This window comes from Pseudomonas sp. NPDC087615 (assembly GCF_044743445.1).
GTDB classification, from domain to species: Bacteria; Pseudomonadota; Gammaproteobacteria; order Pseudomonadales; family Pseudomonadaceae; genus Aquipseudomonas; species Aquipseudomonas baetica_A.
The window spans coordinates 1-19,268 of sequence record NZ_JBIUWM010000017.1; the positions used below are offsets into that span (position 1 = coordinate 1).

A 19,268-nucleotide genomic window follows, 5' to 3' on the forward strand; every position below is an offset into this window, starting at 1 on the left:
AAAAGTCAGCGTGTAATCGCGCTGACTACGTTTTGCGCCCGTATCCATTGCACCCTCCTGATAAGAAGCCAGAAGGTGTAAACCTTATTCAGGACTAGACAGCTTGCAGGAAAAAGCCCGACACGACGGTCGGGCTTTTCTTCAATGCTGGAACCGGGTGATTAACCCAGATGCTCCTGATCCTGGATGATGGCGTTATCCAGGGTTTCCAGCAGAGCCTTACGCACCTTCAGCTTGGTGTTTTTGTGCGCAGTCATGTTGATCTTCTTCAACTGACGCGCGGCAGCGAGTGCGGCACCTTGCAACTCCTCGGCGCAAACCACCTTGTCGAGGAAACCGGCATCCACAGCGCTTTTCGGATCAAACATCTCACCGTTGATCACCGAACGGTGGAATGCCGAACGACGCAGTCGATCACGGGCCAGTTCGATACCGGCGTGGTGCATGGTCATGCCGATCTGCACTTCGTTCAGGCCAATGCTGAACGGGCCATCGACGCCGATGCGGTAGTCGGCGGACAATAGAATGAAGGCACCCTTGGCCACGGCATGACCCGGGCAAGCGACGATCACCGGGAACGGGTGAGAGAGCAGACGGCGAGCCAGCGTCGAACCTGCGGTCACCAGCGACACGGCTTCTTTAGGGCCAGCGGTCATCACCTTCAGGTCATAACCACCCGACAGAATGCCCGGCTGACCGGTAATGATCACGATGGCACGATCAGTCACAGCCTGATCCAGCGCCGCATTGAACGCCGCAATCACGTCCGGGGAAATGGCATTGACCTTGCCGTTGCTCAAGGTCAGGGTCGCGATACCGTCTTCGAGGTGGTAGGAAATCAACTCACTCATGACGCTATTCCTTGTAAGAAAGATAGGCAGACGTTACTCACCGACGTAAGCCAGGTAAAGCGCCGTGACTGACCCGCCAGTCACCGTTTCCCGGCTTGCCCAGCGTAGCGCGCCAGATGGCTGACGCTTCGCCTTCTATATAGAAAGGCCGCGCCCACCGAAGATTGGCCGGTTTGCCATGGCCTGTCGGAGCGTGGAAACGACTTCTTCTCTTAACCGCATGAAAATTCTGAAAAAAAAGTTTGCCATCGGAAAAGCTTTCGACTACATTAGCGCGCCTCGACAGACAGAACATGTTTGAAGAGATACGGTGAAGTGTCCGAGTGGCTTAAGGAGCACGCCTGGAAAGTGTGTATACAGGAAACTGTATCGAGAGTTCGAATCTCTCCTTCACCGCCACATTCAGTAAACGCAAACCCCTGATTTTCCTAGAGAAAGTCGGGGGTTTGTGGTTTTTGGCGTCTGAAAAAAGGTCATATGGGACTGAGATGGGACTGGGGCACTGTTTCGGTGCATAGATGAAGCCTTATGATTGGGTACCCGGTACGGTCGCACGGACTAATCTTTCCATACCCTTCACTCCAGGACGTATTCCATGCCAAACAACTCAGACTCTAATATCGCTACGGCAGATGCGCTGACTCTGCTTCTGCACAACCAACATGCTCTGGGGGCGGCAATTGAAGAGGTAACGAAATGGCTTTCAGAGAGTGGTGCAGCGAGCGTTGCAGATAATGCTCTCGCAGCTATGGAAACCTTGGACAAAAATGCGCGAGCGATTACAGATGCAATCATACATCTCCGGCGATCCTAGGGAATTGCCACAACGGGGAGCAAGGCTAAGGCGCGCGTACGCAGGTCGATCTGAATAATACGCGGCGATTAAGGTTCGATTGGGATAAGAGTTTTAACGTTGTAGGCTGAGGAGTTCAGCCTACAACGACATCGATTGTTATTTGGGGGAAGGGAAAAAGCGCGCTAACTATTCTGCTAGCAATGTATCAAGTTTATTGAAGTGAAGGCGCAGTTGTGTGAACTCGTCTTTTGAAAGGTTTTTAGCATGAGCTTCAGGTCGCCCAAAGAGATTTATTTCTTCCAGCATTAACACTAGCTTGGTTTTTTCAATTTCCAGAGATTTATCAAAGATTGCCCACTCGCGCTTAATGAGATTTATTAGTTCGAGGAAGAAAAGTGGGGATTTGTCTCGGTCAAGAAGTGAGTTTATGTTTGCTCCGGCAAACGCTGTCCTACGAGTTTCTGGTAATGCAGATAGGACCGTGGTGGCTGCTTTTACTGGGCCGTAAGTGATTTTCAATACATTGCGCGCAAGAGTTCTTAAGTTTTTTTCTAATAAATTTCGGCGAACCGAAACCTCTTGTACCATTTCTTCGTTTGTGAGGTTTATTTTTTCATTACTATGTTTCGTTTTTAAAAGCTCGGAGATCGCTTCAAGATTGAATGCATAACCATCAGCTCCCTTCTGGATTAATCCATATCCAATTAAGTGGCGGGTTAGGCTGGCATTATCAAATGCAAAGTTCTCGAAACTTTCTTGATCGCCTTGCGCAAGAAAGCGAAGCATTTCATACTCGTCCGGATACCACTCACTTAAAACTTGGAGCATCATTTCCAGATAGTCTTTGGAGTGAAGCTTGAATTCTTCTTTGGCTTTGTTGTAGATGACTTTGTCAATTATGACGGGGCGATTGATTCCGGCCATTTTATGGATGCAGCTGCACATTTGGCGAATCAGAAAAGGATGACCGCCGAAGTCATCGGTAAGCTTTGCAGCTATGAGATCATCAAATTTTAAGCCCATATAGTCGCCCAGTCTGACGACCATTTGCTTAACTTGTTCTACTGAAAAAGAAGGAACGTATTGACTCGGTATCGAAGCATATATCGGGTTGTCATGTCCTACGACAGTAGCGGATTCGACACAGCTAGGGTTTGTGCCGACAAGCATGTAGCAGAAAACCTCAGGGTTTTTTTGATAGAAACCACGAAGTGTTTGCCAAAAATAGAGAAAATCTGTGTTACTGCGCCAGTGATCTGAAGAGGCTGTGCCAGGAGATATACGTTCGATTTCGTCGAAAATAAACAACATGCTTGAGGGTTTTTTAGACTCAAAGATCCTCATCATGTCAGTTTCAAAACTATCAGCAGCATCCTTTTCTGCGTAGCGATCCTTTGTGTCGACTTTGATCTTTGTCTGCTTTGCCTTTGCGTATAGATTGACGAGCTTTTCTAGTAGTTCGTTCCACCGACAAAGATGGATGGAAGGACTTTCGCAATCTAAAAGTAGAGCATGTTGGCCTAGTGAGGCTAGCTTGCGTTCTATAGCATAAACGATAGATGTTTTACCGCTTTTACGTAGTCCGAATAAGCTTGTATGTTCGCCGGACTGGTAGCGGTTAATTAGTTCGGCTATAAGGTTTGAACGACCGAAAAAGTAGATGTCCTTTTTGAGTGGTGATAAAAAGCTGAAAAGATCGCGAGAGTAAAAATGCTTTCTGAATTTATTTTCTAAGATTCTTATGCAGTCGTGGTTTAGTAACTCTTGATAAGTTGCTGGAATAACTATTGAGTGTTCGGGATCGGACTTTAGAAGACGTTCGACTTTTTCCTCAACAACATTGGCACGACTGATCAATAATCCGCAAACTGTCTCTGTGCGCATTTTTGGTAATGATTGAAGTACTTTGTCGAAAATGTCAAAGCTTCGCGGCTCAAAATATTCATAGTCGCTAAAAACGCAAATTATTTCGCGTTCTATGTTAAACATCTCCGAAGTTCTTTGGCTGGGCTTCATTAAGAAGTAAGAGTAGCGCGATTGGGCTACGCGGATTTCTTGACCGGAATTGGTTAAGTACCAATCCTTGGATAAATTCAGAAGAATCTTCCTTTCGTCTTCTGAGTAATTCTCCATTAGAAATTGTTTGTGAATCCCTGGGTTTGTTATTGATTTGTCAATCATTGCGCTTAGTCCTTCAAATCCAAAAATCCAATGTCCCGAAAGCTATTTTAATCAGGGATGATGTATTTTTGCCATCACTCGAAGGAGTCTTTTTTAAGAAAACGGGTGCAGGAACTTCAACTGTTCCCTCAATTCCGGCCTATGTTCAATCGGCCCCCACACCTGACCCAGGTGTGGGGGCCTTTTTTTGTGGCCGTGGAAACCAGTCCCCCCAGGGCTGGTCTACCATTCCCTTATTGTCTGGCTGATGTCTGAACGTGGGAGTGAGCATGACTGATACCTTGGCGGCACTGAACCTGCCGCACGCGGTGGAGATTCAAACTCTGAAACTGCTGCAGCAAATTGCCCTGGCGCACACGGCGGACGATCTGTTTCGCGCCAGTGACCGCGCCGACGGTTTTGTGCTGGGTTTGGAGACGGTCAAGGTACTGAACGCGGCGAGCATCGAAGGCTTATATAAAACCTTTGAGGCGGCCGCCACGGCGCGGCGTCAGGAGCACGAACAGTGATCGGCGAAGGCATTCACGAAGAGGTGTTGCGCGCCCTGGTTGAACAACACGCGGTGCGTGAATGCCTGGTGGCCAGGATCGACGGCGGTCCCGACTGGGGCCTGTCGATTCGCCTGGGCGGCAGCGGGGCGCGCTGGGTGCCGGTGCGCTCGCGCCGTGAGTCGCTGCGCACCTGGGCCAGTTTGACCGCCGTAGGACGTTTTGCCGAAGGCGTGGGCCTCAATGGATTCAGTGTAGAGCTGTAACAGGTGACAGCTTCAAGGCCATTTGCAGCATGCCCACCACGTCCGGTCCGTCTTCATTGATCCACGTCCCGTAGTGCTGGCGGATCATGTTGCCGTTGGTGTGGCCCATCTGTTCGGCGATCCAGTCGATCGACGCCACACCGGTGGTCAGCAGCTGACTGGCGTAGGTGTGCCGGCATTGCCCGGGTCCCCGATAGCGCACGCCGGCGGCCAGCAAGTGGGCTTTGAAGAAACGATCGCGCACCACGAAGTCATTGGCGTGCGGCAACCCGCTTTTGCTGTTGAGGAACACAAAGTGCAGCTTGTGTGGCCGCACCGTCTTGTTGTCCCGCTCGACGATCTCCACGGTTTCCGCCTTGCGTTTGCGCGTCAGCGCATCGATCTTGCGCAGGGCGTCCCACGCCGGGGCCAGCAGGCGCACCCGGCGCATCGATCGGCGGGTTTTCGTCACCCGGTAGGCGCCGCGCACCTTGGAGCGGCGAAAGGTCACCGTGCCTTGCGCTAGGTCGACATCCTCCCAGGCCAGGGCGATCGTCTCCGACACACGCGGGCCTGCCCATAACATGAACTGCACCATCAGCAGTTCGTGTGTGCGGTGGGTGGGCGTGTCGAGGATCTGTTTGATTTCCGCCCGGGTGAACGGATCCGGGGCTTCCGGATCGGGCAGGCGCACCATCAAGCCCTCGGTCGGGTCGTGCGCGACTTTCATCCGCGTGCGGTACAAGCGAAACACCTGGCGCACGTTGCTGATGATGTCGCGGATGGTCTTGTTCTTCAGGGTTTTCGACAGCGTGTCCTGAATCCATACCTGCAGGTCGAGGTGATCGATCTGGTTGATCGGGATCTTGCCCCAGCGTGGCCGCACATGCACTTCGGCCTTGTTGGCGTAACCCCGGTAGCTCGAGGCCGCGACGCTGTTGGCTTTGATCTTCAACCACAGATCCAGGTAATGGCCAAAGGTGTTTTCCACCAGGCGCGGCGAGTTTGGAAAGTGCCGGGCGTAATCAAAGGTGCCGGTCTGGATCTCGTATTCTATGATGTCGGCCAGGCGCTTGGCCTGGGCCACGGTAGCCGGTGTGTTGGCGCCCGGGACCGTTTCCCGGCATTTCTCTCCGTTGTATTGAAAATAGATTCTCACGGACTTGCCGCGAGCTTCGACCCCACTCATGTAAACCCCTAACGCTGTACTCGTATGTCGACAGTCTGACGATCGGAAACAAAAAGGCCCGTTTCCGGGCCAAGTATCTGCAAGCGCGTTTTCTGGTGGACGCGGTTTATGGTTTGGGCCTGTGCGGGCGCAGATGGGCGTTCAGCCGCTGGCGCCGGCGACTGCAGGCCTGGTGATTGCCTTGGGCGCGCCACTTGCCGCACTGGTCGCACACGCTGGTGAGATCAATGTTCCAGGGAAAACGCCGAGTCGGTGTCGCGGCGGGGTCATTGGTCATGGCGGGACGCCCCCCGTGCGGCGGGGCGGGCGAGCAGTTGGTTGATCACGGCGGCATCCGTGTCGCTCAGGTCGCCCAGAGTGCTGGCCATCTGACTGAGGCTTTCCAGGCGGGTGCGGGACTCGGGGGTTTTGTGCACCAGGTAGCCGATGACGGCGGCGCCGATGATCGCGGTGGCGACCAGGTGCCGCGCCGGTGTGGTAGCCTTCGCGCCGCTGCTGCTGTAGTTCTGTGCTTGCATGGTATAGCCCTCGGTAGTGGTTCGGTGTCGAGGAGCTGCAACTCCTCGGCACTGTTTTTTTACGATCAGTCCTTGCGTGCCAGGTGAATCACCAGGCCGTCAAAATCCGGCTCATGTTCCACACATGATTGCCATTCCAGTACCCGCAGGATCTGTTGCCGGCTGCAGTCGTCCACCAGGATCTCGCGCTGGCCAGCGGCCACCCGCACTTCCAGAATCTGCAGCAAGCCTTCCTCCCCGTAAGCACCGGCCTGAATGATCGGTCCGCTTTGCCCGGTAAATTCCAGACGGCTTTGCACCCATTGGAGCTTGCTGGTTTTGCCGTCGCCGGCATTGCCCATCAACACTTGGATCTGCATCGGTCTTGCTCTCCTTTACGCCTTGAATGTCCAGCACTTGACCGTGGTCGGTCGGGGTTGTGAAACCGGGTTGCGGTGGTTGAACGCGGCGCGCACGGCGCTGTGCACAGCCTTGTTGCTGTCGAGGAATTTGCGCGAGCGCGACTCCTTGAGTAGGTCGCGCAACGTGGCCACGTCGGCCAGCTTCTGTTTGTGTTCGGCGGCGCGTTCGCAGAATTCGTTGAGGTTGATGGCGATAACGCCCGGGTCACTGCTGTGGTCGACCACCGGATCTTCACTGAGCGATTCGAGGTAGTCGTAAACCTCCCAAAATTCCGCCACGGCCGGGTGGTCGGAACTGATCGACGCTTGGCGCTCGATGGCCATTCGCACGATCTGCCGCTGAGTGGCGGCAACTTGTGGATCATTCAGTTTCAGGACCAGGCGCAGGCCATCCAGCAGCGAGAGCAGCTGTGCGTGGTTCTTGCTGATGCGCTCGACACGGATGTAGCCGCGCAGGTCATAACCGCAGCTGCTGCAGTTACCCTGGTCGCTGATATAAGCCGTGCTGCAGGCAAAACAATGGGTGTGCAGGCGGCGCAGCTTGGCTTCATGTTCCGGCATGCGCTGGGCGAACAGATCGAGCACGGCGGATTCTTTGCCCACCGCTTTCAGCAGAAAATGACTGAGGGTGCCGCCATCCAGCGCGTTCAACTGATCAGCGGCCGCACGGCTTTCCGGGGTGACGGTCGGACGCACAAAGTGCAGTTTGACGATGCGCGTCATGATCGCTTCGTGAGCCACCACGGCAGCGTTCTGGCTGATGGCGATCGTTCCGCGAAAGGGCGGTTCGTAGGTCTCGTTGCCGGCAGTTTTCACGCCTTTGGTGGCCAGGGTGCCGCCGCCGTAGAAGTCTTTGAGCTCGTCCCATTCGAAGGTTTTCGCGTGTGCCCGATCGTCACTGTGGCGATCGGCCTCGAGGAACACCACCGGCATGCCGGAGACCTGGCCCATCAGGCGCGAGCGACCCGCCTTGGTCGACTTCATCGGATCGAAACCTTCATAACCTTCGCGGCCCAGCAATTTCCACAGCAGGTTGAGGAGGGTGGTCTTGCCGGCACCGGCCTCACCGGTGGCTTCCAGAAACGGGAAGGACTGGTAACGCGCGCGGATCTGTTCGCAGAACAGCGAGCCGAAAAAGAACACTAGGGCGACGAATCCCTGGGCGCCGAAGCAGGTCCAGAGCAGCTTTACCCACTGCTCGTTGAAGTCCTTGCCGTCACGTTGCAGCTTGATCGGCACACCTTTCTGCAGGGTTTTCAGGCGCAGCTTGCCGAACTCGAAATAGTCTTCGCTGTTGACCTTGTAGGTGCTGCCGTCCTTGATCGCGATGTCGCCGTAGACGTAGCAGGCGTATTCCTTGCTGTAGCCCACGTAGTCGATCGTCGACACGGTTTTGATGCCGAACAGTTGATCCTTCATCAGCTTGTCGAGCTGCTGGCCGCTGCCGGTAAACATGGCGCCGGCGGCCATGCCGAGCAGGCGCTTTTTGAATTCACTGGCGGCGGAAAGTTGGCCACTGGTGAAAGTGTTTTTCACGCTTTCGGAGTCGTGAGGGAAGTCCACGCGTAGGTAATACCAGGACTCGTCGGTGACTTCGTTGCGCTGAAAGTACAAGGCTTGCGGGTAGCAGTTGGCAATCTCTACGACGCTACCGGACTGCTGCAGTGCCTTCTCGCGCTGTTGCGCCTGGTTGAGCAACTGGTCGTCGTGGTTCTCGCTGTCCTCGATGTCGGACATGGCCCGGTTGAATTTCTCCATGTCTAGCTTGAACCAGTACAGACGGCTGCCAAAACCCAGGTGAAATTCCCCGCGCTTGTTCCAGTCGTACATGAGCAGGGCTTTTTCCGCTGCGCTTTCTGCCAGCAGCAGGGCGCCCTGGTGCCGGGCCTGTTTGAGGTCCGTTGCGATCTGTTCGGCACGCTTGGCGTCGTCCTGGATGAAGCTCCAGCGCTGATGCAGATCGTTCCAATCCGCCTTGCGGCCGTCGCGCTGGGAGATCTGCGCGGATTCGCAGATGAAACCCAGGGCGCGGGCTTCGCGTACCCATCGACGGGTGTAGGCGTTGGCGCTCGGCTCGTTGTCCAACGCCCACACCAGCTTGGGCAGCTTGCCGCCCTCACGGATTTTGATCAGCGCCTTCAGCGAGTCCCCCGGGAACGCATTGGACGACATGGCCGATACCGCTGCGATGTCGTTGTGCACCAAGGCGATGGCATCAAAGATCCCTTCGACGATCCAGATTTCCTTGACCTCGAGCAGGTCGACGCAGGGCGGGCACCACCAGACGCCGCGATAGCTGTCCTTGGATTTGAAGCGCGCCTTCATCTTGCCAAAGCGGTGCGGCTGATCGATCAGACGTTCCCACCATCCGCCTTTTTCCAGAGCGAAACGCACCGTGGCGCTGCCGGCGTTGTGTTCAGGGGAATAGAAGCTTTCCTGCGTGAACCAGCCCTGAATCAGTTCAAATCGAAAGCCTCGGGCGTATTCCAAGTAGGCCCGTGCGGTGGCGTTGGGGTGTTGGTCGGTCGCCGGTGCGCGCTTGCTCCAGTCCTCAAACAGATCGTCGTACAGCTCTTTTACGTGCAGGGTATGGCCGCACTTTTCCGGGCGGCCACAGATCACCATCCATGGTGTATCGAATCGAGAATACAGCTCCTTTTTCTTGCACTTGGGGCAGGTGCCACCGCGCATGTAATCGGTGCCTACGCGGTGCTTCAGTCCGAAATCGAACTGGAGGCGTTGCAACACGTCGTGGCGGAGATCTTCTTTCATGATTACTTCACTGCTTTGAGGCTGAGGGAGAGGGCGGCCATCAGGCGTTTCTGGGCGGCCATCACCGGAGTTCTTTCGAGGATCGAGCTGTGCCGTTTTTCTTGCGGGACATACCGGTATTCATCCGCGTACCAGTAGTCGTTGAGGCTCAAGCGGTACTGCTCACGCATTACAGCCAGAAGCGCTTCGGCTTCTGCAGCTGGCAATTGGGTGGTCAGAATCACAGCGTTTCCCATCTTGAAACCTCGATTTCAGGCGCAGCTCACCCAAACCCACAGGGTGTGGGGCAGGCGTTCGTTTGGAGTTGGTGTTACGAGTTGGCTAAGCGGAAACGGCCAATGTCTGGCGCGTTGATGATTCGCTCGTAGATCAGGCTGACCGGCACGGCCCATTGGCTGCCGGTGACAGGGTCGACGATTACGGTGTGCGTCGACGTGCTGCTCTGGATGTTCAGGCGCTGCCGATCGCGAACGGCGACCATGCTGCTGTTGGCCAAGTGAACGATCCTTTCCGCGATCTGCGTTTGCACGTCGTAATCCGCAACCAGGTGTTGAACGGCTCGGCTGAACAGTTGCTGATCGTCGCTCAGGTGTTCGCAGTGGTGACGCTCCAGGAACAACAGTGCGGCGCGCTGCAGCATGTCTTGGTATTCATTCGCTTCGGGCACGGCAGTCATTTGTCTTTCCCCGGCTTTGATGCGTGCAGTTGGATGACCGCGAGAACTTCGGCGTGTCTAGCCGCGAGGTGCAGTGAGTCCGCGTGAAGGATCGCTTCGGCCTCGGCCTCGCTGATAATTTCGTCTTTCAATGCCTCGGCGATTAGGTGGTCGACGGTGCCTTTCTTGGCTGAGGCTTGGACGCAACGGGCGTACATTTCGACGTTGTCCAACGCTTCAGGCTCAACCACTGGAACGAACATCCCGCCGTACATTGCTGCGATGTACTCGGATAGGAAGGTGGTCCCGGTCTCCAGCTCGAGTAGGTGGATCTGTGCGTCGGTCAGTGGGCGGCAGTTGTTGTTTTCGTAAGCGTGGTTGTCGAACTTTTTGAGCGAGAGACCGATACGAGCGGCGGCGCATTCGCGTCCGCCTGGATAGGCGCAAATAATTGCGCTGACTACCTGACGCCGAGTTTTTAGAACTGTGCTTTTCATGTTCTGCTTTTCCCTGTGGCCCGGTGCCGTTACTGTTCAATCACGCCGTCTTTGATACCCAGCAACACCGCGGCGCGATGTGCCTCCCCACGGCGACCTTTGATCCGACCGTTCAACAGGTCGCTGACCAAATTTTTGTTCAGTCCATGCTTTCGGCTGAATTCCGCAATGCTGATCCCTCTGCGATTCAGAGCCTCTCGGGCTTGCTCCGGCGTAACTGTGGCGGGCATAGTGCGCACTCTGTTCAGTTGTGTTTGTTTGCGTTTGTCTGTGGTGATTCTTGGTCAAAAAAATGATCAAGTCAATGATGGTGAATAAAAAAATGCTCATAGCGGATCAAGTAGGTGAACGCCTAAGGGAAGAGCGCGAGCGCCTAGGCCTGAATCAAACAGAGTTTGGAGTACTACTTGGCGTCAGCCGGGGGACTCAAAAAAACTATGAGTTGGGAGCTAATTCGCTCGACCTTCGCTACGTGGCGGCACTGGAAAAATGCGGCGTAGATGCGGCATTTGTGCTGACTGGCCGACGTTCTACGCCACTCGGTCAGCTTTTTTCGCCAGAAGAAGAAAAGTTGATCGGGCAGTACAGAAGCATCACGCCCTTTGACCAGGAGGCGATCCGTCGTTTTCTGCAGGCGATGGCCGACGACGCCGCTCGGAGCCAGAAGTAAACAGCAACACTGCAAATAAGACATTTGTCGCCCCTCAGTACCAATGCCAGCTTCCGCCCCGATAACGTCGATTTAGCAATGCACTTTATGGAGTAGTACGCATGTTGGATCGCAAGAAAAAAGAACTCGTTTGTGTTAGTTACCATGAGTTCGACTGGCTCGGGCTGACCTCAATTGAACGTCGCCTGATCGGGCTATACCGACTGTTGAGCGAGCAAGAACAGCTTCAATTACGCCGGCTTTCTGAGGTGCTTGCCATAAAGCACGAAGACGTTGTTACCGACTGATAATCGTCCCATTTAACCGATCGCCGACATCTTCGAGTCGGCGATTCGCGTGTCACGCCACGGCCTGTGATCCCAATTGCTCGAACAGCTCCCGCTGTTTCGCCCTGGGCATATCCCGCAAATGATCGAACAGCATCCTTTCGAAAGACTGAGCCGATGGGCTCAGCGTGTGCGAGAACGTCAGATTTGCGACCCACGTGTGCCCGCACTTTGCGTCCAGGCACTGGCAGTACAGCTTCGCAAACTCCGTCGATAGCTTCTCCCGCGAAGCGATCCGACCTCTGTGTCCGCATTTGCATTCAACTCTCATTGTGTCCCTCCCCAGGGAAGCCAATCGCCACTAGTTTGCCATAATATGTAGTGGCAATCTCTTAGCTAAGTTCCGGATGCAGTGGGATCAACTGAAATATCCGCTTCTCTCCAGTTGATTCGCCTGTCTGGTCGTAAGGTGTCATTGACTTGGTTGAACAGCTGACAGATCGGCCGGATCTCGTTGCTGGTGTAGACCCGGTCAATCTTTTCGATGTCGCCAAAACCACCGCTGTTCTCCGGAATGATGCCGGCGAGCGCTGGGTTCATTCGCCAAGCGGCGATAACGTCGTTGCGGGTGATGTTCTTCACCTTCTCCAGCTCGTCTTTGGCTTGGAAGTCGCCCACGGGGATGATCTGGATCGCGTTCTCTTTGCCGTTCGGGATGTTGACGAACATCGAGCGGAAGTTGCCCACGCCCTTGCTTGAGCTGATCTGCGCGCGCAGGTTGTCTTCGTCCTCCTCGGTCAGGTCCGGATCGTTGGTGTAGAAGATGTAACCGGCGTGAGCCCCGTTGCTGTAGTAACGCCGGCGGAACAAGGTTGCGGCTTCGTTGAGCAGCAGTGCCTGCATGCCGCCCAGGTAGTCCGGCACTCCGTAGATGTTCTGTTCCACGTCATAGTCGAGGACGTGCTCGATCTCGTCCTGGTCGAAGTCCATGAACTTGTTGTCAGGCAGCAGCATTCGAAAACCGCCGTCGACTTTCACCCGCATGTTGATCGACGCCAGGTGCTGCAACTCCAGGACTTGGCCGAAGGCGTTGGTGTCGCGATAGAAGAAGGCTTCGCCGAACACCATGTAATCCAACCCCGCACAGCCCATCGTTCGGGCGCTGCAGCCGGCCGAGGGAATTAGCTCACGCAACAGCAGGTTGCGCTTGAACTTCGGGATTGCGCCGTGGTGCGCGTTTGCGCGCAGCAGCTTGGCAAGGCCGGGACGCGACACCGGCGGCTTGTAGATCTCGCCGTCGTCGCTGAGGAACACCCCCAGGTACTCGCCGATGTTGCCCGACAGCACCTGCTCGGGTTCGCCGAACGTAAACGCCCGCATGGGCTGATGCTGTTGCGCCTGCTGGTTGACCGGGCGATTTCTGCGTCGATGCTTGGGCATTGTTTCCACTCGTGACGTAGCGGCTACGACGCCGCTTGTTGGTGTTCAAAGGTTCGTTGGCCAAGGCGTGCATGACCGCCCAAGCGATATCGGCGTGGCCGGTCGCGTCGGTGCGCGAAGCGCTGTAGGTGACCTGGCCGCTGTTGGTGGTGCCGCGTTTGATGGTTAGGAACGCCTGGGCGATGTCGGTCCATCCGGCATCCCACTCGATGCGGCTGCCTTGGATCGTGTCCTGGGCTTTGAGCACCAGGGCATTCTTCGCCTCGAGGCTGTAATGAATCGGCGTCGCTTTGGCGTAGAAGTCGCGCACCAGGTCAAACACGCCGTAACCCACGCCGGTGACATCGATGCCGATGTGCTGGACGTTGAAACGCTCGGTCAGCTTCTTGACCTGAGCGGCCTGGTAGGTGAACGAGTGACCACGCCAGCTATGCTTTTCCAAGATCCGGAACTTCGCACCTGGCTCGAGCGGCGGGGCGATGACAACGCACGTCGCGTCGTCGCGAGTCCGGCTCGGGTCGTAGCCCAGCCAGACCGGGCTGTTGCCGAACGGTCGTTCCTCGTCGGGCTTGTAGTCCTCCCACAACGACAGGTCGGAATAGCACCGCTCCAGATCCTTGAGGCCGAACGCGCTCTGTGTGCTGTCGATGAACTTGCAGTAGAAGAGCTGCTGAAACTTGTCCTCGTCGTACTCCAGCTGCAGTTGCTCGAGGTCGAACAGATCGCAGCCGCCGTCGATCGCATCCTGAATAGTGATGGTCTTGCGCCATTGGCCGTCCGGACAAAGCGCACCTTGGGTATACGCCGCCTCGATCGGCCAGGTGCCGCCGGCCTTTTTCCCGCGCTTGCTGTTGCGGAATTCTTCTCCGGTCCAGAACGGGTAGGCCTGGTGCGACACCGCGCTGGGCGTCGAGAAATAGGTCTTGCGCCATTTTTTGTGGGTGCCCATGGCGCTGGCCACGGTGCTGAGTTTTTCGAAGTCGCGGATCCAGAAATATTCGTCGACGTAGACGTGACCGTGGTAGCCCTGAGCGGTGCTGCTGTTTGTCGACAGGAAGCGCAGTTCGGCGCCGTTGCTTAGCACGATCGGGTTGCCGGTCAGCTCGATGTCGAACCACTGCTTGGCGAACTGGATGATATAGCTGCGGAAGATCTCGGACTGCGATCGGCTGGCCGACAGAAAGACCTGGTTGTCGCCGCTCAACACCGCGTCCATGAACGCTTCGCCGGCGAAGTAATAGGTCAGGCCTACCTGCCGACTTTTGAGAATGTTGCGGATTCGGCAGGTCAGCGGGTTCTGTTTGGCCGCGAACAGCTCCTGCTGGTAGCGGTACATTTTGCTGATGAACTTATCTAGGAAGTCGACTTCGGTCAGCCCGCTGATGTCGTTCTTGGCCTTCTTCTCTTTCTTCTTGCCGCCGCCTTCACCACGGCCGGAACGTTCGCCACGCGGTCGCTGGCGAGCTTCCGTGGAATCGCCTGTCTCGTCTCCGATCGATGCCGCCGGCGCCGGTTTCGCCGCTTGTTTGAGCAGCCGTTCGCGCACCACTGTCAGCCGGTCCAGCTCGTTCAAATCGTCCTTGGACAGACTGCCGACCTTGTCCAGTAGCAGCGTGATACGTCGGCCGACAGCGGTGAGCGGTTCTTCGTCCGACAGCATGTCTTCCCAGCCGCCCTGGCGAATCCAGTAATAGACGATCCGGATGTTGGGCAGGTTGAGTTGCGCCTGAATTTCCTTGGCCTTACAGCGGCGCAGAAACAGGCGTTTGGCGGCTTCTTTAACTTCGGTCGAGTAGTACATGGGCCGCAGTCTATGCGGCGAAAACGGTGAAAACGCGGGGTTAAATTCTGCGATTTACCTAGAACGGGAATCTAGGAGGAACGCGCAATTGAACCGTTTGTTAGGGGGCGTTTTGCTCCATATCTTGGCGGCTCAAACCACCGATTGAGCGCAGTTATCGCCCATGCCCCGTTCCCTTGTTTCGTTCTGGAAACGTGTCGCCACCAGCGGCACCACCGCCGATGGTCGCGAGATCCTTCCCCAGGAACTGCGCGATATCGCTGAGACCTACAAGCCGTCCAAATACACGGCTGTGATCTGGTGCGACCACGAACGCTGGAGTGGTTCCCACGGCACTGTTTACGCCGTGCGCCTGGTTGAAGAGGGCGATGATCTGGAAGAGGGGCAGATTGCTCTCGAAGCCCAGCTTAAGCCTAACGACCGGTTGCTCTACCTGAATGACCAGGGCCAGAAGCTTTTCACCAGCATCGAGATCACTCCCAACTTCGCCGGTAGCGGAAAAGCCTATCTGACCGGCTTGGGCGTAACCGACGAGCCCGCCAGCCTTGGCACCCAAGAACTCTATTTCTCGAGGAAAACCCACAAGGACGCTTTCTACGCCGCGTCCGTCGAATTGGGCTCCTTTGAAGAGGAACCCCAGGGCGAAGTTGGCAAGCTGATTGGCTTGCTTACCGGCCTGTTCAAGCGCTTTGCAGCGGACGCCCCGCCCGCCGAACCCACCACCCCAACCGAGAGCAAACCCCCAATGGATGAAGCTACAGCAACGGCCCTTAAAGCCCTGCTGGCTCAATTGCTGATTGTCGCTGCTGGCATTCAGGCTGTGATTGAGCCCGTCGCGGAAGAGGCTCCTGAGCCTGAAGCCGCACCGATCGATGACGTGCAAGCGGCGGTCGACGGCATCGTGACCACTGCCGAGGAGGAGCGTGAGTTCGGCCGCAAGGGCGGCGCCACGAACAAAGCCCTGCTCGCCAGCATGGCCGCGCTGCAGAAGCAATTCTCTGCACTCCAGAACACCCCAGCCGGCCGTCAGCTGCCACGCAACCCCGGTCCTGTGACCCCTGCCAAAAAGCGGGTGCTCTGACATGGGCCAGCCATTGAGCGCCAAAGGCGCCAAGCAGTATTCCGCGCTGCAGGAAGCGATCGCCGAAACCTACGGTATTGAGCGCGCCAGCAAGACGTTCAGCGTTGAACCGTCGATCGCTCAAGAACTGAACGACTCGATCACCGCCAAGGCCGACTTCCTTGAGCGCATCAACGTCGTTCCGGTCAGCGAGATCAAGGGCGAAAAAGTGTTCATTGGTGTCAACGGCCCTGTGACCGGCCGCACCAACACCAAAACCACCGACCGCGAAGCCAAGGATGCTTCTGCGCTGGAAAACACCACTTACGAACTGAGCGACACGCAGTCCGATGTGGGTTTGCCATACGCGAAGATCGACGCCTGGGCGAAGTTTCCGGACTTCCAGGATCGCTACTCTGGCGCGGTGCAGAAGCGTATTGCCCAGGACCGAATCGTGATCGGCTTCCACGGCACGCACGCGGCAACCCAAACCGATCTGGCTGCGAATCCCAAGCTGCAGGACGTGAACAAAGGCTGGTTGCAACAACTGCGTGAGCAGGCCCCGCAGCAAGTGCTCAAAGAAGGCGCCTCCGCTGGCAAGGTCAAGCTGGGCGCAGGCGGCGACTATGCCAATCTCGATGCTCTGGTGCATGACACCAAACAGATGGTCGACGAGATCCTGCGCGAAGACGGTGACCTGGTCGCGATCATCGGTTCCGACCTGTTGGCGGCTGACAAGGCCAAGCTGTACACCAAGCAGGGCGACACCCCGACCGAAAAAGAGCGCATCGAAAACCTGCAGGTCATCGCGACCTACGGCGGCTTGCCTTCGTTCAGCGTGCCGAACTTCCCGGTCAACGCCGTGTTGGTCACCAGCTGGGACAACCTGTCGATCTACTTCCAGGACTCCAGCTGGCGTAAGCAGGCGGTCGACAACCCGAAACGCTCCCGCGTCGAGGACTACAACAGCCGCAACGAAGGTTACGTGATCGAGCAACTGGAAAAGATCGCGCTGACCGAGAACGTGGAGCTGGTGGCGTGAGCCTGGCCCTGGCGCACAAGCGCCGCACCTTGGCCATGGGTGTGACCGCTGTTGCTGCAGCCCTCTCAGGTGCGGCCATGGCTTACACCCCGGCCGACGCGTTGAGCAGTCCGGCAAATGCCCGCAAGCATCTGCTGCTGCAGGAAGCGGCATTGGATCAGGATCTGGCTCGTATCAGTGCCATCAACGGCCTTGCCGGTCGCCAGGCACTGAAACGCGAGGAGCTGCTGCCCAAGTACCAGGAATACGTCCAGCGCTACTGCGAATCGGGACTGAATTTCCCGAACCGCGTTGCGGTGCAGGTGATGGTCTGGCTGTTCGATACCGTCCAGTTTGACGACGCCCTGGAACTGGCGGACTTCCTGATGGAGCAGGGTCAGCAGATGCCTGAGCGCTTCAAGCGCCGGGATATCCAGACCTTTGTTGCAGACGCCGTGTGTGAGTGGGCGTACGCCGAATACACCGCCCAGCGCAGCCCTGAGCCGTACCTGTCCAATCTGCTGCCGTTTGTCGACGGAAAATGGGAGCTGACCGAACAGATCCCGAGCAAGTACCACAAGTTGATCGGCATGCGCGCCATTGAGGCGAAGCAATGGGATGTCGCGCTCAAGCATCTGGAACGTTCGACGGAGCTGTACGCCCAGGCCGGCAACAACACCCGTATCAAAGAGGTCCGCAGGGCCTTGGAAAAACAAGCGGCCGCTAACCCGGCTTCCGAATAACCGACTACCCCCCCCAGCGGGAACCTGTGGAAGTGCGCCGACCATTTATGGACCGTCCCACTGAAAACAGGCTTCCCGCCCTATTCGAGTGGCCAGCAATGAGCTTTTCCGGGAAACCCACCACTTTTGTGGAACAAGCGATCGAGAACGACGGCTTCTGGCCGGACCTCTCCGTGACCGAGTTTCAGAAGGGTTACCGCCTGCCGGCGGAGCACCTGGTAGAGATGCTGGTCATCAACCTGGCTACGGCCATGACCGAGGTCAACAGTGATCTCGCCAAGTTAAAAGCGCGCTTGCAGGGCGCTGGAGTGTCACGCGTTGAATCTGCAGACACCACCGTCCTGCCGGAGCGCACCTATCAAGCCGAGACGTACAAGCGCGCCGTGTATTGCCGCGCTAAGGCCAGCTTGCTGCCGGAATTCGCCTCGATCATCCGCCGCGAAAGCGCGGAGAACCTGGGCAAGGAAGTCCCCGAGCGCAAAGAAACATTCCTTGAGTTCAGCCAACAGGCCGTGCGTTCGCTGCAGGGCCGTGGCCGCATTACGGCGGCACTGCTGTGATCAAGCTCCGCGCTTTGACGGCGTATTTGATCGAGCGCCGCCTGGTCGAGTCCGAGCAGCTCGACAGCTGGACCAACCAGGTGAATCTCGAGCTGATCTGGAAGCCCGACGTCGGTGGCATGCGCATGGGAGACATGCGCTACAGCGCCACGATCGCGCTGGAGCGTTTCGCCGATCACCCTGGGCGCCTGATGGCGTTGGTGGGTAGTTGGCTTGAGGGCAACGACCAGGAGCGCGACGAACTGCCGGCGGCGAAGTTCGACATCACCATGCTCGACAACGATCTGGCCGACGTCGACATCACCCTAGAGTTCGTTGAGCCGCAGTACCTGGCCGAGGATCCGGAGGGCGAGATCGAAGCCTTCGGCACGGCCTGGTCGTTCATCCCGTTTGACCTGTGGATCGCCGAGCACGGCGAGGTGTCGAGCCATGGCCGGTCGTAGCACCGTCGACCTCGATGTCCGGGGACTCCTTGGCGCCCAGGAACAACTGGCTTTGCTCAGCCTGCCGCCACAACTGCGCCGGCGTTTGCTGAACAACGTCTCCAAGCGCGTGCGATCCATGAGCCGCAAGCGCGTGCGTGATCAGCAGAATCTCGACGGCACGCCGTTCGAGGCGCGCAAGGGATCAAGCAAGGGCAAAAAGAAGATGGAAGCCGGCCTGGCGAAGCTGATGCAGGTCACCAGCGTCAGCGCCGACGAAGCCGTGCTTGGTTGGAAAAATGCCCTGACCAGTTGGGTCGCGGCGCAACAACACAACGGCGTCAGTGAGCGCCGTACGGCCGCTCAAATGAAGCGGTGGAACACCGTTCCCGCCGGCCTGGCTGCCACGGAAAAGCAGGCTAAACGCCTGCGCAAGTTGGGTTTCAAAGTTCGCCAGGCGGGCAAGAAGTCTCTGACCAGACCGTCAGTGGCTTGGATTCAAGAACACGTCAACTACGCCAGGGCGGGGCTACTGATCCGCATCTTGGACGACGAAAAAACCGAGAGCAGCGGCGCACAAAGCTGGGAGATCACCTTGCCCAAGCGCCAATTCATCGGCGTCGGTACCGAAGGCGATACCGCCTCGCTGCTGAACCAGGTGCTCCAACAAATCCTAAATTCACCCCGCTAGC

The 19,268-nt window shown here is 56.8% G+C and carries 24 protein-coding genes and 1 tRNA gene; 12 read left to right on the forward strand and 13 right to left on the reverse strand.

Annotated features, from left to right (window positions below; all coding sequences use genetic code 11):
* Positions 1-161: 161 nt before the first annotated feature.
* Complete coding sequence (locus tag ACIOU6_RS10700) at positions 162-851, reverse strand: crotonase/enoyl-CoA hydratase family protein (RefSeq protein ID WP_221733898.1); 690 nt, start codon at positions 849-851, stop codon at positions 162-164.
* Positions 852-1,160: 309 nt separating this feature from the next.
* Between ACIOU6_RS10700 and ACIOU6_RS10705 the strand changes: the two genes are divergently transcribed.
* Together ACIOU6_RS10705 and ACIOU6_RS10710 are read left to right on the forward strand one after the other, a co-directional pair.
* Positions 1,161-1,250, forward strand: a tRNA-Ser gene (locus ACIOU6_RS10705).
* A 196-nt stretch (positions 1,251-1,446) separates the two neighbouring features.
* Positions 1,447-1,665 carry a hypothetical protein gene (locus ACIOU6_RS10710; protein ID WP_401135991.1) on the forward strand — a complete coding sequence of 73 codons (219 nt, stop codon included), beginning with the start codon at positions 1,447-1,449 and terminating at the stop codon, positions 1,663-1,665.
* A 168-nt stretch (positions 1,666-1,833) separates the two neighbouring features.
* On the opposite strand, the gene ACIOU6_RS10715 is transcribed toward ACIOU6_RS10710, so the two are convergent.
* The gene (locus ACIOU6_RS10715; RefSeq protein ID WP_401135993.1) at positions 1,834-3,828 is read right to left on the reverse strand and encodes a hypothetical protein; all 1,995 of its coding nucleotides are present in this window, start codon (positions 3,826-3,828) and stop codon (positions 1,834-1,836) included.
* 269 nt (positions 3,829-4,097) lie between these two features.
* Here ACIOU6_RS10715 and ACIOU6_RS10720 point away from each other — a divergent pair, with 269 nt between their 5' ends.
* Together ACIOU6_RS10720 and ACIOU6_RS10725 are read left to right on the forward strand one after the other, a co-directional pair.
* The gene (locus ACIOU6_RS10720; RefSeq protein ID WP_401135996.1) at positions 4,098-4,337 is read left to right on the forward strand and encodes a hypothetical protein; all 240 of its coding nucleotides are present in this window, start codon (positions 4,098-4,100) and stop codon (positions 4,335-4,337) included.
* Complete coding sequence (locus ACIOU6_RS10725; protein WP_401135998.1) at positions 4,334-4,582, forward strand: hypothetical protein; 249 nt, start codon at positions 4,334-4,336, stop codon at positions 4,580-4,582. Before ACIOU6_RS10720 ends, ACIOU6_RS10725 begins: the two co-directional genes overlap by 4 nt.
* On the opposite strand, the gene ACIOU6_RS10730 is transcribed toward ACIOU6_RS10725, so the two are convergent.
* The 8 genes from ACIOU6_RS10730 to ACIOU6_RS10765 all read right to left on the reverse strand — a co-directional run bounded on the left by ACIOU6_RS10730 (position 4,566) and on the right by ACIOU6_RS10765 (position 10,823).
* Positions 4,566-5,750 (reverse strand): Arm DNA-binding domain-containing protein, encoded by a 1,185-nt coding sequence (locus ACIOU6_RS10730; protein WP_401136000.1) that lies wholly within the window; start codon positions 5,748-5,750, stop codon positions 4,566-4,568. The genes ACIOU6_RS10725 and ACIOU6_RS10730 overlap by 17 nt on opposite strands.
* 266 nt (positions 5,751-6,016) lie before the next feature.
* Positions 6,017-6,268: a hypothetical protein gene (locus ACIOU6_RS10735; RefSeq protein ID WP_401136003.1), complete on the reverse strand. Its 252-nt coding sequence runs from the start codon at positions 6,266-6,268 to the stop codon at positions 6,017-6,019.
* A gap of 65 nt (positions 6,269-6,333) precedes the next feature.
* The gene (locus ACIOU6_RS10740; protein WP_122594901.1) at positions 6,334-6,627 is read right to left on the reverse strand and encodes a hypothetical protein; all 294 of its coding nucleotides are present in this window, start codon (positions 6,625-6,627) and stop codon (positions 6,334-6,336) included.
* 15 nt (positions 6,628-6,642) lie between these two features.
* Positions 6,643-9,441, reverse strand: coding sequence for a toprim domain-containing protein (locus ACIOU6_RS10745; protein WP_401136005.1), 2,799 nt, complete (start codon positions 9,439-9,441; stop codon positions 6,643-6,645).
* A gap of 2 nt (positions 9,442-9,443) precedes the next feature.
* A complete protein-coding gene (locus tag ACIOU6_RS10750; protein WP_150730524.1) occupies positions 9,444-9,677 on the reverse strand; it encodes a hypothetical protein in 234 nt (77 codons plus the stop codon).
* Between the two features lie 74 nt (positions 9,678-9,751).
* Complete coding sequence (locus tag ACIOU6_RS10755; RefSeq protein ID WP_401136008.1) at positions 9,752-10,117, reverse strand: hypothetical protein; 366 nt, start codon at positions 10,115-10,117, stop codon at positions 9,752-9,754.
* Positions 10,114-10,593, reverse strand: coding sequence for a YmfL family putative regulatory protein (locus tag ACIOU6_RS10760; protein ID WP_401136010.1), 480 nt, complete (start codon positions 10,591-10,593; stop codon positions 10,114-10,116). The genes ACIOU6_RS10755 and ACIOU6_RS10760 overlap by 4 nt, the downstream gene beginning before the upstream one ends.
* A 29-nt stretch (positions 10,594-10,622) precedes the next feature.
* Positions 10,623-10,823 carry a DNA-binding protein gene (locus ACIOU6_RS10765; RefSeq protein WP_123533214.1) on the reverse strand — a complete coding sequence of 67 codons (201 nt, stop codon included), beginning with the start codon at positions 10,821-10,823 and terminating at the stop codon, positions 10,623-10,625.
* 92 nt (positions 10,824-10,915) lie between these two features.
* Here ACIOU6_RS10765 and ACIOU6_RS10770 point away from each other — a divergent pair, with 92 nt between their 5' ends.
* Complete coding sequence (locus tag ACIOU6_RS10770; RefSeq protein WP_185037020.1) at positions 10,916-11,263, forward strand: helix-turn-helix domain-containing protein; 348 nt, start codon at positions 10,916-10,918, stop codon at positions 11,261-11,263.
* Positions 11,264-11,364: 101 nt separating this feature from the next.
* Positions 11,365-11,550, forward strand: a complete 186-nt coding sequence (locus ACIOU6_RS10775) for a hypothetical protein (RefSeq protein WP_401136012.1) — start codon at positions 11,365-11,367, stop codon at positions 11,548-11,550.
* Positions 11,551-11,602: 52 nt separating this feature from the next.
* Here ACIOU6_RS10775 and ACIOU6_RS10780 read toward each other — a convergent pair whose 3' ends face one another.
* The 3 genes from ACIOU6_RS10780 to ACIOU6_RS10790 form a co-directional block, all read right to left on the reverse strand.
* Positions 11,603-11,860 (reverse strand): ogr/Delta-like zinc finger family protein, encoded by a 258-nt coding sequence (locus ACIOU6_RS10780; RefSeq protein ID WP_008084736.1) that lies wholly within the window; start codon positions 11,858-11,860, stop codon positions 11,603-11,605.
* A 65-nt stretch (positions 11,861-11,925) separates the two neighbouring features.
* Positions 11,926-12,777 (reverse strand): phage portal protein, encoded by an 852-nt coding sequence (locus ACIOU6_RS10785; protein WP_401136171.1) that lies wholly within the window; start codon positions 12,775-12,777, stop codon positions 11,926-11,928.
* Complete coding sequence (locus tag ACIOU6_RS10790) at positions 12,716-14,770, reverse strand: terminase large subunit domain-containing protein (RefSeq protein WP_401136014.1); 2,055 nt, start codon at positions 14,768-14,770, stop codon at positions 12,716-12,718. Before ACIOU6_RS10790 ends, ACIOU6_RS10785 begins: the two co-directional genes overlap by 62 nt.
* A 163-nt stretch (positions 14,771-14,933) precedes the next feature.
* Between ACIOU6_RS10790 and ACIOU6_RS10795 the strand changes: the two genes are divergently transcribed.
* The 6 genes from ACIOU6_RS10795 (at position 14,934) to ACIOU6_RS10820 (ending at position 19,267) form a co-directional block, all read left to right on the forward strand.
* Positions 14,934-15,851, forward strand: a complete 918-nt coding sequence (locus ACIOU6_RS10795; RefSeq protein WP_401136017.1) for a GPO family capsid scaffolding protein — start codon at positions 14,934-14,936, stop codon at positions 15,849-15,851.
* Position 15,852: 1 nt separating this feature from the next.
* On the forward strand, positions 15,853-16,872 hold the full coding sequence (locus ACIOU6_RS10800) for a phage major capsid protein, P2 family (RefSeq protein WP_401136019.1): 1,020 nt from the start codon (positions 15,853-15,855) through the stop codon (positions 16,870-16,872).
* The gene (gene gpM, locus ACIOU6_RS10805) at positions 16,869-17,594 is read left to right on the forward strand and encodes a phage terminase small subunit (RefSeq protein ID WP_401136021.1); all 726 of its coding nucleotides are present in this window, start codon (positions 16,869-16,871) and stop codon (positions 17,592-17,594) included. The genes ACIOU6_RS10800 and gpM overlap by 4 nt, the downstream gene beginning before the upstream one ends.
* 98 nt (positions 17,595-17,692) lie before the next feature.
* A complete protein-coding gene (locus ACIOU6_RS10810; protein ID WP_401136174.1) occupies positions 17,693-18,154 on the forward strand; it encodes a head completion/stabilization protein in 462 nt (153 codons plus the stop codon).
* Complete coding sequence (locus ACIOU6_RS10815; protein ID WP_401136023.1) at positions 18,151-18,597, forward strand: phage tail protein; 447 nt, start codon at positions 18,151-18,153, stop codon at positions 18,595-18,597. Before ACIOU6_RS10810 ends, ACIOU6_RS10815 begins: the two co-directional genes overlap by 4 nt.
* The gene (locus ACIOU6_RS10820) at positions 18,584-19,267 is read left to right on the forward strand and encodes a phage virion morphogenesis protein (protein ID WP_401136026.1); all 684 of its coding nucleotides are present in this window, start codon (positions 18,584-18,586) and stop codon (positions 19,265-19,267) included. The genes ACIOU6_RS10815 and ACIOU6_RS10820 overlap by 14 nt, the downstream gene beginning before the upstream one ends.
* The last annotated feature ends 1 nt before the right edge of the window (position 19,268 follow it).

Coding starts and splice junctions, on each gene's coding strand:
- ACIOU6_RS10700 (WP_221733898.1), bottom strand. CDS start 851: ATGAGTGAGTTGATTTCCTACCACCTCGAAGACGGTATCGCGACCCTG.
- ACIOU6_RS10710 (WP_401135991.1), top strand. CDS start 1,447: ATGCCAAACAACTCAGACTCTAATATCGCTACGGCAGATGCGCTGACT.
- ACIOU6_RS10715 (WP_401135993.1), bottom strand. CDS start 3,828: ATGATTGACAAATCAATAACAAACCCAGGGATTCACAAACAATTTCTA.
- ACIOU6_RS10720 (WP_401135996.1), top strand. CDS start 4,098: ATGACTGATACCTTGGCGGCACTGAACCTGCCGCACGCGGTGGAGATT.
- ACIOU6_RS10730 (WP_401136000.1), bottom strand. CDS start 5,750: ATGAGTGGGGTCGAAGCTCGCGGCAAGTCCGTGAGAATCTATTTTCAA.
- ACIOU6_RS10735 (WP_401136003.1), bottom strand. CDS start 6,268: ATGCAAGCACAGAACTACAGCAGCAGCGGCGCGAAGGCTACCACACCG.
- ACIOU6_RS10740 (WP_122594901.1), bottom strand. CDS start 6,627: ATGCAGATCCAAGTGTTGATGGGCAATGCCGGCGACGGCAAAACCAGC.
- ACIOU6_RS10745 (WP_401136005.1), bottom strand. CDS start 9,441: ATGAAAGAAGATCTCCGCCACGACGTGTTGCAACGCCTCCAGTTCGAT.
- ACIOU6_RS10750 (WP_150730524.1), bottom strand. CDS start 9,677: ATGGGAAACGCTGTGATTCTGACCACCCAATTGCCAGCTGCAGAAGCC.
- ACIOU6_RS10755 (WP_401136008.1), bottom strand. CDS start 10,117: ATGACTGCCGTGCCCGAAGCGAATGAATACCAAGACATGCTGCAGCGC.
- ACIOU6_RS10760 (WP_401136010.1), bottom strand. CDS start 10,593: ATGAAAAGCACAGTTCTAAAAACTCGGCGTCAGGTAGTCAGCGCAATT.
- ACIOU6_RS10765 (WP_123533214.1), bottom strand. CDS start 10,823: ATGCCCGCCACAGTTACGCCGGAGCAAGCCCGAGAGGCTCTGAATCGC.
- ACIOU6_RS10770 (WP_185037020.1), top strand. CDS start 10,916: ATGCTCATAGCGGATCAAGTAGGTGAACGCCTAAGGGAAGAGCGCGAG.
- ACIOU6_RS10775 (WP_401136012.1), top strand. CDS start 11,365: ATGTTGGATCGCAAGAAAAAAGAACTCGTTTGTGTTAGTTACCATGAG.
- ACIOU6_RS10780 (WP_008084736.1), bottom strand. CDS start 11,860: ATGAGAGTTGAATGCAAATGCGGACACAGAGGTCGGATCGCTTCGCGG.
- ACIOU6_RS10790 (WP_401136014.1), bottom strand. CDS start 14,770: ATGTACTACTCGACCGAAGTTAAAGAAGCCGCCAAACGCCTGTTTCTG.
- ACIOU6_RS10795 (WP_401136017.1), top strand. CDS start 14,934: ATGCCCCGTTCCCTTGTTTCGTTCTGGAAACGTGTCGCCACCAGCGGC.
- ACIOU6_RS10800 (WP_401136019.1), top strand. CDS start 15,853: ATGGGCCAGCCATTGAGCGCCAAAGGCGCCAAGCAGTATTCCGCGCTG.
- ACIOU6_RS10810 (WP_401136174.1), top strand. CDS start 17,693: ATGAGCTTTTCCGGGAAACCCACCACTTTTGTGGAACAAGCGATCGAG.
- ACIOU6_RS10820 (WP_401136026.1), top strand. CDS start 18,584: ATGGCCGGTCGTAGCACCGTCGACCTCGATGTCCGGGGACTCCTTGGC.